The 12,659-nt window shown below is 72.2% G+C and carries 10 protein-coding genes; 6 read left to right on the top strand and 4 right to left on the bottom strand.

The genetic code is table 11. The features are described from left to right. A partial coding sequence (locus VF697_RS10325; protein ID WP_331093786.1) for an SDR family NAD(P)-dependent oxidoreductase occupies positions 1-444 on the bottom strand: 444 nt, incomplete at its 3' end. 20 nt (positions 445-464) lie between these two features. Then, positions 465-947, bottom strand: coding sequence for a TlpA disulfide reductase family protein (locus VF697_RS10320; protein ID WP_331093784.1), 483 nt, complete (start codon positions 945-947; stop codon positions 465-467). 316 nt (positions 948-1,263) lie between these two features. Here VF697_RS10320 and VF697_RS10315 point away from each other — a divergent pair, with 316 nt between their 5' ends. The 4 genes from VF697_RS10315 to VF697_RS10300 all read left to right on the top strand — a co-directional run bounded on the left by VF697_RS10315 (position 1,264) and on the right by VF697_RS10300 (position 5,974). Then, complete coding sequence (locus VF697_RS10315; RefSeq protein WP_331093782.1) at positions 1,264-2,139, top strand: hypothetical protein; 876 nt, start codon at positions 1,264-1,266, stop codon at positions 2,137-2,139. Between the two features lie 105 nt (positions 2,140-2,244). Continuing rightward, positions 2,245-3,480, top strand: coding sequence for a hypothetical protein (locus VF697_RS10310; RefSeq protein WP_331093780.1), 1,236 nt, complete (start codon positions 2,245-2,247; stop codon positions 3,478-3,480). Positions 3,481-3,708: 228 nt separating this feature from the next. Beyond that, on the top strand, positions 3,709-4,896 hold the full coding sequence (locus VF697_RS10305; protein ID WP_331093778.1) for an MBL fold metallo-hydrolase: 1,188 nt from the start codon (positions 3,709-3,711) through the stop codon (positions 4,894-4,896). Positions 4,897-4,927: 31 nt separating this feature from the next. Next, entirely contained in the window at positions 4,928-5,974 is a 1,047-nt protein-coding gene (locus VF697_RS10300) for a serine/threonine-protein kinase (RefSeq protein WP_331093776.1), read from the top strand. Here the strand turns inward: VF697_RS10300 and VF697_RS10295 are convergent. Beyond that, a complete protein-coding gene (locus VF697_RS10295; RefSeq protein ID WP_331093774.1) occupies positions 5,958-9,296 on the bottom strand; it encodes a hypothetical protein in 3,339 nt (1,112 codons plus the stop codon). The two genes, VF697_RS10300 and VF697_RS10295, sit on opposite strands and share 17 nt — an antisense overlap. A 238-nt stretch (positions 9,297-9,534) precedes the next feature. Between VF697_RS10295 and VF697_RS10290 the strand changes: the two genes are divergently transcribed. Continuing rightward, a complete protein-coding gene (locus VF697_RS10290) occupies positions 9,535-10,281 on the top strand; it encodes a PP2C family protein-serine/threonine phosphatase (protein ID WP_331093772.1) in 747 nt (248 codons plus the stop codon). 17 nt (positions 10,282-10,298) lie between these two features. Here VF697_RS10290 and VF697_RS10285 read toward each other — a convergent pair whose 3' ends face one another. After that, positions 10,299-11,633: a sigma 54-interacting transcriptional regulator gene (locus VF697_RS10285; RefSeq protein ID WP_331093770.1), complete on the bottom strand. Its 1,335-nt coding sequence runs from the start codon at positions 11,631-11,633 to the stop codon at positions 10,299-10,301. Here VF697_RS10285 and VF697_RS10280 point away from each other — a divergent pair. Beyond that, positions 11,557-12,597: a serine/threonine-protein kinase gene (locus VF697_RS10280; protein WP_331093768.1), complete on the top strand. Its 1,041-nt coding sequence runs from the start codon at positions 11,557-11,559 to the stop codon at positions 12,595-12,597. The genes VF697_RS10285 and VF697_RS10280 overlap by 77 nt on opposite strands. Positions 12,598-12,659 lie beyond the last annotated feature (62 nt).

Below are 12,659 nucleotides of genomic sequence, written 5' to 3'. Positions count from 1 at the left end.
GAAGTGGATGCCCATCGCCTCCTCGAAGTCCTCCTCGGTCATGGACTCCCGCGGACCCACCTGGATGGCGCCGGCGTTGTTCTCCAGCACGTCCACCACCCCGAAGCGCTCGTGCACCTGGGCCACCAGCGCCTCCACCTGCACGCGGTCGCTCACGTCGCAGGGCAGGGCCAGCACTTCACCCAGGGACTCCAGCTCGGCCCGGGCCTTCGCCAGCTCCACCTCCTCGCGGGCACAGAGGATGACCCGGGCTCCCTCGCTCAGGAACTGGCGCGCCAGCACCTGCCCCAACCCTCGCGAGCCACCCGTCAGCAACACCGTCCGGCCCTCGAAGCTCACCTTCTCCCGCAGCAGCGCTCGGAGCCCCATCACCGCCCCCATTCCGGCGGCGGCGAGGGCTCCCAGCGACAGACGGGAGGCCTCCTTCTTCTCTCGGCCTGCCATGTCGCTCCTCTCTCGCGGCGTCAGGGCGCGAACGCGCCGGTGGTGGCTTCGGGTCCGGTGAGGCGATCCAATATCCGCCGCAGCTCGGGGCTGACCGACTCTCCGCCCGCCTCTCGGAAGCGCAGGATGCCGAAGGCGTCGTACACCAGGAACGTGGGCACCGCTTCCACGCCGTAGGCCGCCTCCATCGAGCCGTCATCCACCGCCACCGGATGGTGGAAGCCGAACTCCTTCACCTTCTCCTCGATGTAGTTGGTGTTGAGCGCGTGGTCCAAGTCCTCCCCATCCATGGGCACGTGGACGCCGATGACCTGGAGCCCCTTGGGGACGAACTCGTCCAACAGGGCCTTGATGGTGGGCACTTGCTGCTCGTTGGTCTTGCTCAGCTCGGACCAGAAGTAGAGCAGGGTGGGTCGGCCGCGCAGGTCGTGGACATGGACGGGGGCGTTGATCCAACCGCCTTCCGGGTCGAGCAGCGTCAAGGGAACATCGAGCGATGACATGGGCAGGGCCTCCTCTGCAGAGGACGGGATCGTCGCGACTCAAGCTATGCATCCACCCTCCGTGTCCCAGGGTTCTCTCCCCCCTCGCCCGCCTCCTCCCCACCCGGGAGACGGGGCGTTACCTCGGCGCACTTCCCCCGCGTGACTGACGCGTGGCGTCAAGGAAGACCGTTTCGACACGCTGTGTCAGGAATACTGTTTTTGAGGATTTTGAAAGGTTTTCAGATTTTTAAAGCGTGGCGGTACAGTGGCCTCCGCTCGCCGGGCAGCCAGCCGGGCGGGTACCCCCATGGATGTTTGAGCAGGAGGCGCTCATATGAAGAACATGATCAGCGCGGCCATCATCGCCGCCACCGCCCTGGTGGGCGCGGAGGCTTCGGCCACCAACTATTCGCTGTGGATCCACGGTCGTAACGGCAACACCACCCAGCCCGGCAACTACGCCAACTTCAGCTACTGGGGCCCGAGCACCACCGCGGCCGGCATCAACAAGAAGGCCGTCAACTGGAACGGCACGCAGCGCATCTCCGTCGAGAACTACCGCGTGCGCGACGCGCTCGACTGCTTCTGCACGGGCGCCAACTGGTGCTACATCGCCGCGCACAGCGCCGGCAACCTGCAGATCGGCTACGCGCTGTCCCTGTACGGCGGCTCCACGCGCAGTGTGCGGAACGCCGTGCCCAACTCCAGCGGCGTGTGCGGCACCACGGGTGCCACGCAGGTGGGCTGGAACATCAAGTGGGTGGACGTGGCCTCGGGCGCTGGCGGCGGCAGCGAGCTGGCCAACATGGGCGACTGGGCGACGAGCGAGCCGCTCACCAGCGACCTCGTCACCTCCACGGCGCGCGCCATGTACAACCACAACACCACGCGCTCCAAGTGGTTCTACATGTTCGCCGGCGCCAAGGGCACGCTCTACTCGGGCACGCTGCCGGGCCAGGATGACGAGGCCGTGGCCTACCACTCCACCGGCGGCGTCTCCGGCACCGGCGGCTTCTGCAACCCCGGCAACCTCTTCTGCGACGGCACCCTGAACACCGGCACCGCGGCCACCAGCAACGGCAAGGCCCTGTGGTCCTACCACTCGGTGTCGCTGCGCGATGACGGCGAGTCCTACGACCACTACGCCGCTGGCAACTGGGCGGGCATCGTCGGCCCCGTGCGCAACGACATGGTGACCTACGCCAAGTAGGTCGCATCTGGCAGGATGGGAAGCACCCCCATGACGTCCAACAGCAGCCCTTCCGCTCCTCCCCCCCGGCCCCAGCGTCCCGCGCGTCGAGGCCGGTGGCTCCTCTTGATTCTTCCTCTCGTGCTGGGATTGGGAGGGCTGCTGTTGTCAGTGGGGCTCATCAAGCCCGCGCCGGGTGACGAGACGTTCGCACCCGGCGCGGAGCCCGTGGCCTCGAAGACCGCGCCGGCCGAGCCGCCGCCCCGCCCGCCCGCGCGGCCGACGCCGGGGACGCTCGTGCAGGCGCAGGACCCCTCGCTCTCGCCCGAGGAGGCCGAACGCGAGGTCCAGCGCGAGCTCTGGCGGAAACGGCTGGAGCGGGCGCGCTTCACCCTCGACACCTACCGCGAGTCCACGAAGTACCCGCACGAGTCGCGGCCCATCAGCGAGCACCCGGACCTGGTGTACCCGCAGTCGCCCGAGCGCAAGCAGCCCCTGAGCCGGGAGTCGCGGGACATCGCGCTGCGGCTGAAGCAGGAGAAGGTCTTCGTCGTGGGCGACGAGGTGGTGCGCTTCTTCGTGGGCTGCGACAACGCGAACTCCGGCCAGCCGCTGCCCTGCGAGGTGCACTCCGCCGTCGCCCGCGAGGCGCCGTACATGGCGGGGGCCGGACAGGCGGGCGCGGTGCCGCTGGACTTCAATGACTCGGGGCGCAATGGCGACGAGGTGGCCGGCGACAGCACGTGGACCGGGAGCTTCCAGCCGGCCCGCCAGGGCTTCGCCATGTTCGAGGGCACGCTGCGCATCGACTTCCGCGTGCGCAGCGCTGGCAACGTCGAGGGCGGGGCCTTCTTCGACATCATGTTCACCCCGGCTCCCCCCGCCACCTTCACCGGCAAGGTGCGCGAGGTGGTGGAGCAGGGCTCACTGCAGCTCTACGTCGGCCTCCAGGTCCGCAAGCCCGGCCGCTACGTGATGGCGGGGCGCGTGGATGACGAGGGGGGTATTCCGTTCGCTTATGTGGAGTTCAACCAGGAGCTGGAGGCCGGGGCGCGCGAGGTGAAGCTCACCGTCTTCGGCCGGCTCATCCACGACAAGGCCCCCGCCTTCCCCCTGAAGCTGCGGGACGTGGAGGGGTTCCTCCTCCGGGAGCAGGGAGATCCGGACCGCGAGCTGGTGAAGGCGCTCACCGGCTACGTCCACACCACCCAGGAGTACACGCCGGACCGATTCTCCCGGGACGAGTGGGAGAGCGAGGAGCGCCGACGCTACCTGGAGGAGTACGCCAAGGACGTGAAGGAGGCCGAGGAGGAGCTCGGCAAGCTGGGTGGGCCGCCGGGCAAGAATCCCCAGGCGCCCTGAAAGCGTGGCTCATGGGTCCGGTGCTGCCGGCCCATGACGCGACGCACGATTTGCGGTGCCGTGACGCGCGCCCGCGCAGGGGTTGCGCCCATGGGAGCACAAAACCCTCGGACTCCCGGGTGATGGCCAGCCGCCCGGGCCGCTGAGGAGGTCGGCCCACGCCTTGCTTGGGACAGGGGTGTTCCCCCCCTTTCCCCTGGGGCCCCCACCCCCGCAGCGAGTGCCAGTATGAGCAGCGTCCAGGCGTCTCCGAATCGAAGCACCCCGCCCAGCAACCTCCGACCGTCCGACAGCCAGGCGAACGACCTGCGGCTGGTGCCCGTGGAGATCGCCCCGGACACCTTCTGGGTGGGCAAGCGCGACCCGGGCAACATCTTCTACTCCAACCCGTACCTGCGCCGCTTCCGGGGCGCGGACCCCAAGACGGGCCGGCCCAACGAGTTCAACCTGCTCATCGACCCGGGCTCGAGCAGCGACTTCGCCCAGGTGTCCACCAAGGTGACGTCCCTCATCGGCGGGTTGGATCGGCTGAGCGCCGTCTTCATCAACCACCAGGACCCGGACGTGGGCTCCTCGGCGAGCATCATCTCGGCGCGCTACGCGCCCAAGGCCGGCATCCTCTGCTCCGAGGACACCTGGCGGCTCATCGTCCACCAGAACCTGCCGCGCAACCGCTTCATCGCCACCGAGAAGTTCAGCCACGGGCTCAACGTGCCCACCGGCCACCGCCTGCTGCCGGTGCCCTCGCCCTTCTGCCACTTCCGCGGCGCGGTGATGCTCTACGACCCGGAGACGCGGGTGCTCTTCACGGGAGACCTGTTCGGCGGCGTCACGGACGTCAACGCCCAGGGCCTGTGGGCCGATGAGTCCGACTGGAATGGCATCCGCGCCTTCCATCAAATCTACATGCCGGTGAACCTCGCCCTTCAGCGCGTGGTGGCCGTCATCCGCAAGCTGGAGCCGGCGGTCGAAATCATCGCGCCGCAGCACGGGCGCCTCATCCGCGGGCCGCTCATCCAGACGTTCCTGGACCGGTTGGAGAAGCTGCCGGTGGGCCTGGACGTCATGGACGAGGCCCAGGACCGCTCGCACCTCCAGGCGTGGAACGCGGTGCTGGAGCGCGTGCTGACGCTGGCGCGCGGCTACCTGGGCACCTCGGCGGACGAGAAGCTGATGGGCAGCACGGAGCTGGCGGAGACGGCCCGGGTGCAGAGCGGCCGAGTGTCCATCCAGCGCATGGGGCGCTGGACGGTGGAGCACGTGGTGGAGCTGCTGTGCCACGGCGAGCCGCCGGAGATCGCCGGCCCCATCATGATGGAGGCCACCACGGCCGCGGCCGAGTACAACCTGCCCACGCCTCACCTGGACATCGAGGGCACGGGCGCGGCCTCGAACGTGTCGCTGCTCGTCGGCTGAGGCCGGGGGTGTGGGAGGGGAGGCTGCCGTGATGAAAGAGGAGCACGACAGCGGGGTCGCGTACCTGAACCTCGAGGAGGGGGCGGTCGCGCTCCCGCGGGCACAGGCCCCCGCCGCTCAATCGAGGGGGAGCGGGCCCTCGCGCACGCTGCTGTTGGGGGACAGCAGCGAGCACCCGACGCGGGCCGGCTCCACCCACCCGACGGTGCGGGGGCTGATTCCCGGGCAGGTGGTGGCCGAGCGCTACCGCGTGGAGCGCTGGCTGGGGGCCGGCGGCAGCGCGGTGGTGCACGAGGTGATGGACCTCGTCTGCGGCGAGCGCCTGGCGCTCAAGGTGCTCGCCGTGCCGGGCGCGGATGCCTCGCAGATCGCCCGCTTCCGCCAGGAGGTGGAGCACGCGCGGGGCCTGAGCCACCCCAACATCGTGCGCGTGTTCGACGTGGGGATGGATGGAGACCGGCACTTCCTCACCACGGAGCTGCTGGTGGGGCAGGACCTCAAGCGCCGGCTGATGGGCCCTCGCCCGACGCTGGCCGAGGCGCTGCGGTGGCTCACGCACGCGGCGGCCGCGCTGGAGCACGCGCACGGGTGCGGCGTGCTGCACCGCGACGTCAAGCCGGGCAACCTCTTCGTCACGAAGCCCGGCATCCTCAAGCTGATGGACTTCGGGCTGGCCAAGAGCGCGCACGTGGCCGGCGTGACGGCGCAGGGCGCGGTGCTCGGCACCCCCGAGTACATGGCGCCGGAGCAGATTTCCGGCGCGCACCCGATGTCGCCCGCGACGGACCTCTACTCGCTGGGGGTGGTGGCCTATGAGCTTTTCACCGGGCAGTTGCCCTTCCGCCACCCGCAGGCCGTGCCGCTCATGTTCCTTCACGTGCAGCAGCCGCCCACGCCGCCGCGCACGCTCACCCCGAACCTGCCCGAGCCCTTCGAGCGCGTGGTGCTGAAGCTGATGCGGAAGCACCCGGACGAGCGCTACCCGAGCGCCGCCCTGCTGCGCGCCGACCTCTCCCGGCTGTGGCCACTCGCCCTGCCTCCGAAGGCGCCGTCCGTGGGGACTACTCGCTCGCCGTGAGGGGGGCGTAGGCGGCGGCGCGCACGGTGGCCCGCGGGTGCTGGCGCAGCGTGCGCAGGCGTCGGGCCGCGTCCTCGCGCCACCGCAGCCGCTGTCCCGCCGCCGAGATGAGCGCCACCGCGACGAGCGGGGCCTCGGAGGCCACCCGGTCCGCCGTCTCCAACAGCGTCTCGGGAGTCCACTCGGCCCGCGGATCTCCCACCGAGGCGGCCACGGTCGCGGCGAGGGTGGGCGCGAAGAGGGGCTCCTCGCGCACCTCCGCCGCCAGCTCCAGCACCTCCTTCGCGGCGCTCCCCACGTCGCGCCACTCGAAGGCATGGAGCCGGAGCGCGGCGCGCTCGGGCCACAGCGAGCCGTCCCGGGCGAGCACCTGGGCCACCTCCCCCAGGTGCGTCCGCAGGTGCAGGCGTACCGGTCTCGGCAGGGCGAGCAATTCCTGGCAGAGCGCCTTCAGCCGCTGGCGCGCGGGCACGTCCCGCTCGGGCGTGGCGTCGTGCGCCGGGGGAATGGGCGTGGACAGGAGCGCCGTCACGCAGGACACCACCTGTCCGAAGGCCGTGCCCTCCCGCGTCGTCTCCACCAGCGCCCGCGTGGCCTCGCGCCACTCGGCACCGCCAGCGAGGTCCTCCACCCGTCCGGCCGCCGCGCGTGCCACCGGCTCCTCCCTGCCGGCGGACCAGGCCGGGAGCGCCGCGAAGGCCTGACGGCGCACGGTGAGCTCCAGGTGTCGGGCCACCTCGAGGAGGAGCTCCGCGTAGCGGGGGCGGGCGGCCGGAGGAAGCCGTGATGGACGCTGGTCGAGGAGGCTCGCGGCCACATGGGCGTCCGGGCTCCGCGCCATGGCCTCCAGCAGCACCCAGGCGTCCGGGTCATCGAGGCACTGGCGCGCGGCGTGGCCCACGGCGATGCGCACGTCCCGGTGCAGCTGGGGCCTGTCCCACTGCTGGCGGAGCAGGGCCACGCTCCGGGCGGTGCGGAAGGCGCCGAGCAGCCGCAGCACCTCCTTGTGGACCGTCACCTTGAGCTTCTCGCGCGAGAGCAGTGTGCCGAGCGCGGCGGAGAGCGTCTCGGGCGAGACGAGCTTCGCCACGCGGGGCACCGCGTACACGGCCACCCGGGCGCGGTCTCCATCGAGGTTCTCCAACAGGAGAGGCAGGGCCGGCTCCGGCCGGTCCAGCCACGCGAGCGCGCCGAGTGCCGCCTCCACCGTGGGCACGTCCCGCGAGGCGAGGAAGGGCGTGAGGGTGTCCACCGCCACCACCTGCATGCGGGGCAGGATGTGCAGCACGCTCATCCGCTCCCAGGCGCTGCGCTCGGTGTCCCCGGCGACGCGCAGCAGCAGGTCCCGGAAGCGCTGCTGCTGGCGAGGCAGCCAGCGGTGGAAGCCCTCCCGGGCCGGGGGCACCCAGCCTGTCTTCCCCGTGGTGTGGCGTCCGCGCAGGTGCCGCCCCTGGAGGTACGGGTCCAGCCACTCCTGCCGGCGCCGGTGGAGGTGCTCGAAGACGAGGGGCAGGGTGACGAAGCTCTCGTCCCGATCGAGCAGCTTGCGCACCCGCACGTCCCGCGTGCGCGGCGGGGCGAGCCAGAGCTGGAGGGCCGTCTGCGCCAGCCAGTCGGGCGTGGCCTCGGTGATGGGCTCGAGCAGGGCCTGGAGCATGTCCACGTTCCACGCGCGCCGGCCGAGCGCCTGGGTGAGCGTGAGGATGAGCCCGTAGCTCTCGCGCTGGGTGGCCGAGCGGATCATCGGCAGCAGGGCCGCGAAGAGGTGGTGCTCGGTGCCGCGCGGCAGGTCCCGCTCCAGCGAGGGGAGGACGAGCGTGCCGGACTGGCCGGCCAGTCGCTTGAGCGTCTCGAGGGCGAAGCGGAAGAGGGGGCCCTCGGGCGCGGTGGCGTGGGCGCGGAGGAGCCGGAAGGCCAGTTCCTGGAGCGCCATCTGCGTGCCGCGCGAGGTGTCCCGGGCCTCGACGACGTACGTCACCAGGGCTTCGAGGGCCGGGATGTGCTCGGGCGCGAAGACGGACACGGGCACCCGCGCGAGCTCGGACAGGGCCTCATGCCGGACCGGGTCCTGCTCGTTCTTCAGGCGGGAGAGGTAGGCGAGCGTCTCCGTCAGGCCCCGGCGGGACCGGCCGGTGCTGGTCACGAGCAGCGAGATCGCTCGGGACCGCTCCTCGGCCTTGCTGGCGAAGGCGGCCTTCTGGAGGGACTCGCGCGCGTGCTCGATGACGCGCAGGGAGTGCATGACGAGCTGTTGGTCCCGGTCCTCCTGCACTTCGCGCAGGCCGAGCTGGCGCGTGGCCTCGGCATCTCGCGCGGCGTGGGGGAGCACGGCGAGCAGGGCGTCGGGCAGCACGCGCGGGGACGTGCCCTCGAAAGCGTGGGCGAAGAGCGCGGGTCGCTCGGAGGGAGGGAGGGCCTCCAGGAAACGGGCGAGCTGGAGCGGGGCGTCTCCCAGGAGCCGCGCGAGGGCGAGCCGCTGCTCTCGGGAGAAGGCCCAGGCCTGGCGCAGCAGGCCCCTGGGAAGCTCCTGGGAGAGCAACGTCTCGCGGAAGGCCGGGCGGGTGAGGAGCGCGAAGAGCTGCTCGGGGTGGCGGCGCGTGAGCCGCGGCAGCGTGTCCCTCACGAAGCGTGGGAGCACGTCTGGCGGAGAGAACTCCCGCACGAGGGACAGCACGGCCTCGCTCTGGAGGAGGGTGAGCTCGGCCAGGGGCGTGCGGTAGGCGTCGAAGAGGCTCGTGCGCTCCCGCTCCGGTGCGTCGGCGAGGCGCGAGCGGATGAAGGTCAGCACCTCGTCCGGGCGGCGGTGCACCAGCGTGCGCCAGCCGCTCACCGCATGTCCGGATTCCCTCAGCAGGGAGCGGGCCGCCTCCGCGTCGAGGGCGGGGAGGAGGAGGACGGCCTCCTCGGCACCATGGCGGGAGAGGACGGCTGGGAGGAGCCGGGCCGCGAGCGCGCTCCGCCGGGCGAGGGCCACCCCCTTGAGGACGCGGCGCCGGACGAAGGGCGCCAGCTCCGGGAGGATGCGCTCGAGGGCCGCGTCGTCCTGGAGGAAGTCTCCGGCGAAGGCGGCGGCCCGACCGCGGACGAGGGTGGAGGGGTGGGTGAGGCCGCGCAGCAGGAGGGTGTCGTCACGCGCCCCCCGGGCCAGCTCGAGCGCCAGGGCGGCCTCGTGGGCCTCGCCGGACATGAGCCCGGCCATGAGTTGCTCCAGCTCGGGAGTGCCCCGGCCATCGCGTCCCAGCGTGGCGACCCGCGCGAGGCGTGCCCCGTACCCCAACGAGTCCAGCTCCGACAGCAACGCTTCGCGCGACGGTATGCGCATGGGCCCTCCCTCCCTCGGGAGGCGGCGACGTTAGTCCAGTCCGTACAGGGGACGTACAGGTGGGTCTCCGGCTGACCACCGCCGCACCCTGGCGTGGAGGCGGTGGGGTCTGGAGTCCCCGGCTCGCGGACTCCCTGGCCGGGCACCTGGAGTCCCGACACCCCAGGCCCTCGTGTCCTTTCGCGGGGTTGGTGGCGGCCCTCGCCTTGCTCTTCCCGGGGCGAGGAGGACACAGACAATGCGAATCGACAGCGCGGGATGGACGCACGTGGGCCGCCGCTCCCACAACGAGGACGCCTGGGAGGCCCGGGCGGAGCTGGGCCTGTTCGTGGTGGCCGACGGGCTCGGCGGGTACGAGGGCGGTGAGGTGGCCAGCCGCTGCGTGGTGGACACCTTCACCGGCTTCTGCGAGCGCGTGGCCCGGGATTCCGAGGCCACCTGGCCCCATCGCCCCCGGCCGGGAAGCAGCCGCGAGGAGGATCTGCTCCTCAACTGCACGTGGCTCGCCCAGCGCGCCGTGCTCGCGCGCCGCGTGGGACACCTGCGCGAGATGGGCTCGACGGTGGTGGCGCTCACCGTGGGCCCCGGGGGCGCGGCCGTGGCCCACGTGGGAGACAGCCGGCTCTACCGGCTGCGGGACGGGCGGTTGGAGGCGCTGACGCGCGACCACTCCCTCCTGGAGGAGATGCGGGAGGCCGGCGTCGAGACGCCCTCTCGCGGGGAGAGCCCCTTCGGGCACCTCATCACCCGCGCGCTCGGGACCCAGAACGGGGAGCCCACCGTGCGGCGGTTGGAGGTGCGGGTGGGGGATGTGTTCCTGCTGTGCTCGGACGGGCTGTACGAGCCGCTCGGGCCGGAGCGGATGGCCTCGCGCTTGGGGCAGGGGCGCGCAGCGGAGGTCGCCGAGGCCCTGGTCCGCGAGGCGTATGCCGCGGGGAGCAAGGACAACATCACCGCGGTGGTGGTGGCCGTGCGGGCGGAGTAGGGGAGCGGGGAGGTGGGCTACTCGGGGTCCTCGGGGAGCAGGCCGTGGCGCCTGGCCAGGGCGCGCAGGTGCTTGCGGTCCACGCCGGCCTGACGCGAGGCCTCCGAGAGGTTGCCTCCCGCCCGGGACAGCACGTCCCGCAGGTAGTGCCGCTCGAAGGCGTCCACCACCGCCTGCTTCGCCTCCGCGAAGGGCAGGTCCGTGCGCAGTGGCACCTCGGGCCCCGTGCCCTGGGGCTGGAGCGACAGGCGCAGCTCCTCGAAGCCGTGTGCCCGGGGCGAGAGCACCAGCGCCCGCTCCAGCACGTTGCGCAGCTCGCGCACGTTGCCCGGCCAGTCGTGCCCCGACAGCAACTCCAGCGCCGGGCCCCGGATGGGACCGGGCTCCAGGCCCCTGCGGCGCAGCAGGTCCGCCACCAGCAGCGGCAGGTCCTCGCGGCGCTGACGGAGGGGCGGGAGGGGCAGCGCCACCACCGCCAGCCGGTAGTAGAGGTCCGGTCGGAACGTGCCCTCGGCCACCGCCAGCGAGAGGTCTACCCGCGAGGCGGCCACCACCCGCACGTCCACCGCCTGCTCGGCGTCTCCGCCCACCGGGCGCACCCGCCGCTCCTCCAGCACGCGCAGCAGCCGCGCCTGCACCGAGGGCGGAATGCCCGCCAGCTCGTCCAGGAAGAGCGTGCCCCCGCTGGCCCGCACGAAGGCTCCTGACCGCGCCGCCAGTGCGCCCGTGAAGGCCCCGCGCATGTGGCCGAAGAGCTCGCTCTCCACCAGCCCCTCGGGCAGCGCGCCGCAGTCCACCGCCACGAAGGGGCCCTTGCGCCGCGCGCTCGCCTCGTGGAGCGCCCGCGCCACCACCTCCTTGCCCGTCCCCGTCTCCCCGTGAATGAGCACCGTCGTGTCCGTGGGCGCCACGTGCTCCAGCACCGCGAACAGCTCGCGCATGGCCAGACTCTCGCCCACCAGCTCCCCGAAGCGCCGCGCCTGGCTCGGGGCCACCTCCCACGGCTGGCCCTCGGCCTGGATGCGCAGGAAGCTCCGCCCCAGCTTGAGGGTGGCTCCCACGCGCACCCGCGCCTCGCCAATCCGCGAGCCCTCGTAGAGCGTGCCATTGCGGCTCCCGAGGTCCTTCACCACGAAGCCCGCACCCTCCGCGTGTACTTCCAGGTGCTCGCCCGAGACGCGCGGGTCGCTCAGCCGCAGCGCGCAGCCCTCGCGCGTGCCCACCCGCACCGGCTTCTCCCCGAGCGCCACCGCGCGCCCCGCATCCGGCCCGTCGATGACGACGAGCTGGCAGCGCCGGGGCGGAGGGCTTCCAGGGGCATCTTGCTGGGTGCTGAGGACGGTCTCGGACACGGGCTGCGCTAGTCTAGAGCGGGTGAGGGAGCTACCGCGACAGCTCGGTCCGTATCGCCTCGTTCGCCGGCTCGGGGCAGGGGGCATGGCCGAGGTGTTCCTCGCGCTGGCCTTCGGCGCCAGCGGCTTCGAGAAGCGCGTGGTGCTCAAGGTGCTGCGCCCCGAGCACGTGGGCAATCCCACCTACGAGCGCATGTTCCTCGAGGAGGGCCGGCTGGGCGCGCGGCTGAGCCACCGCAACCTCGTGGGCCTGCACGACCTGGGGTACGCGGACGGCGCCTACTACGTGCGGTTGGACTACGTGGAGGGCGCGGACCTGGCCACCCTCCTGGCGCGTGGGCTGCCCGGGGTGCCGCTGGCGCTCTTCGTGGCGGATGAACTGGCGCTGGCGCTCGCCGCGGTGCACGGGCTGGAGGACGAGGCGGGCCGGCCGCTCGGGCTGGTGCACCGGGACGTGACGCCGTCCAACGTGCTGCTGTCCCGGCTGGGCGAGGTGAAGCTGGCCGACTTCGGCATCGCCAAGGCCACGCTGCTGCGCGAGCAGACGCGCTCCGGAGTCCGCAAGGGCACCTACGCCTATATGTCCCCGGAGCAGGTGCGCGGTGGCGTGCTGGGCCCCGCGAGCGACCTCTTCTCCCTGGGCATCTCGCTGCACGAGTTGCTCACCGGGCGCCGGCCCTTCGACGGCGAGACGCCGCTGGAGACGATGGAGCGCATCCGCGAGGCGGACGTGGGGCCGCTCGCGGACGTGGACGAGGATCTCCGTCCATTGCTCCGGGCCTGCCTCGCGCGAAGGCCGGAGGAGCGGGTGGCCTCGGCCGAGGCGCTCCACCGGATGCTCTCCCCGCTTCGGCGTGCACGCCCCGAGGCGGGGCCACCGGAGCTGGCCCGGTGGGTGCGCGAGGCGCTGGGGGCCGCTCGCGAGGTCCGTCCCTCCGAGGGCACCATCCTGGAAGAGACTTGAGGCCAACCGCGGGCGCCCATCCGGTATGGTGCGCTCGTCAGAGGGAGAGGAGGCGCTCTCGG

The organism is Archangium sp., from assembly GCF_036388035.1.
Lineage (GTDB): Bacteria > Myxococcota > Myxococcia > Myxococcales > Myxococcaceae > Archangium.
This window is presented reverse-complemented; position numbering and strand designations above follow the sequence as displayed.

What these genes read in the sequence shown, in the direction of transcription:
- VF697_RS10295 (WP_331093774.1), bottom strand. Translation starts at nt 9,296, where the DNA reads ATGCGCATACCGTCGCGCGAAGCGTTGCTGTCGGAGCTGGACTCGTTG.
- VF697_RS10280 (WP_331093768.1), top strand. Translation starts at nt 11,557, where the DNA reads ATGACGACGAGCTGGCAGCGCCGGGGCGGAGGGCTTCCAGGGGCATCT.
- VF697_RS10320 (WP_331093784.1), bottom strand. Translation starts at nt 947, where the DNA reads ATGTCATCGCTCGATGTTCCCTTGACGCTGCTCGACCCGGAAGGCGGT.
- VF697_RS10300 (WP_331093776.1), top strand. Translation starts at nt 4,928, where the DNA reads ATGAAAGAGGAGCACGACAGCGGGGTCGCGTACCTGAACCTCGAGGAG.
- VF697_RS10315 (WP_331093782.1), top strand. Translation starts at nt 1,264, where the DNA reads ATGAAGAACATGATCAGCGCGGCCATCATCGCCGCCACCGCCCTGGTG.
- VF697_RS10290 (WP_331093772.1), top strand. Translation starts at nt 9,535, where the DNA reads ATGCGAATCGACAGCGCGGGATGGACGCACGTGGGCCGCCGCTCCCAC.
- VF697_RS10305 (WP_331093778.1), top strand. Translation starts at nt 3,709, where the DNA reads ATGAGCAGCGTCCAGGCGTCTCCGAATCGAAGCACCCCGCCCAGCAAC.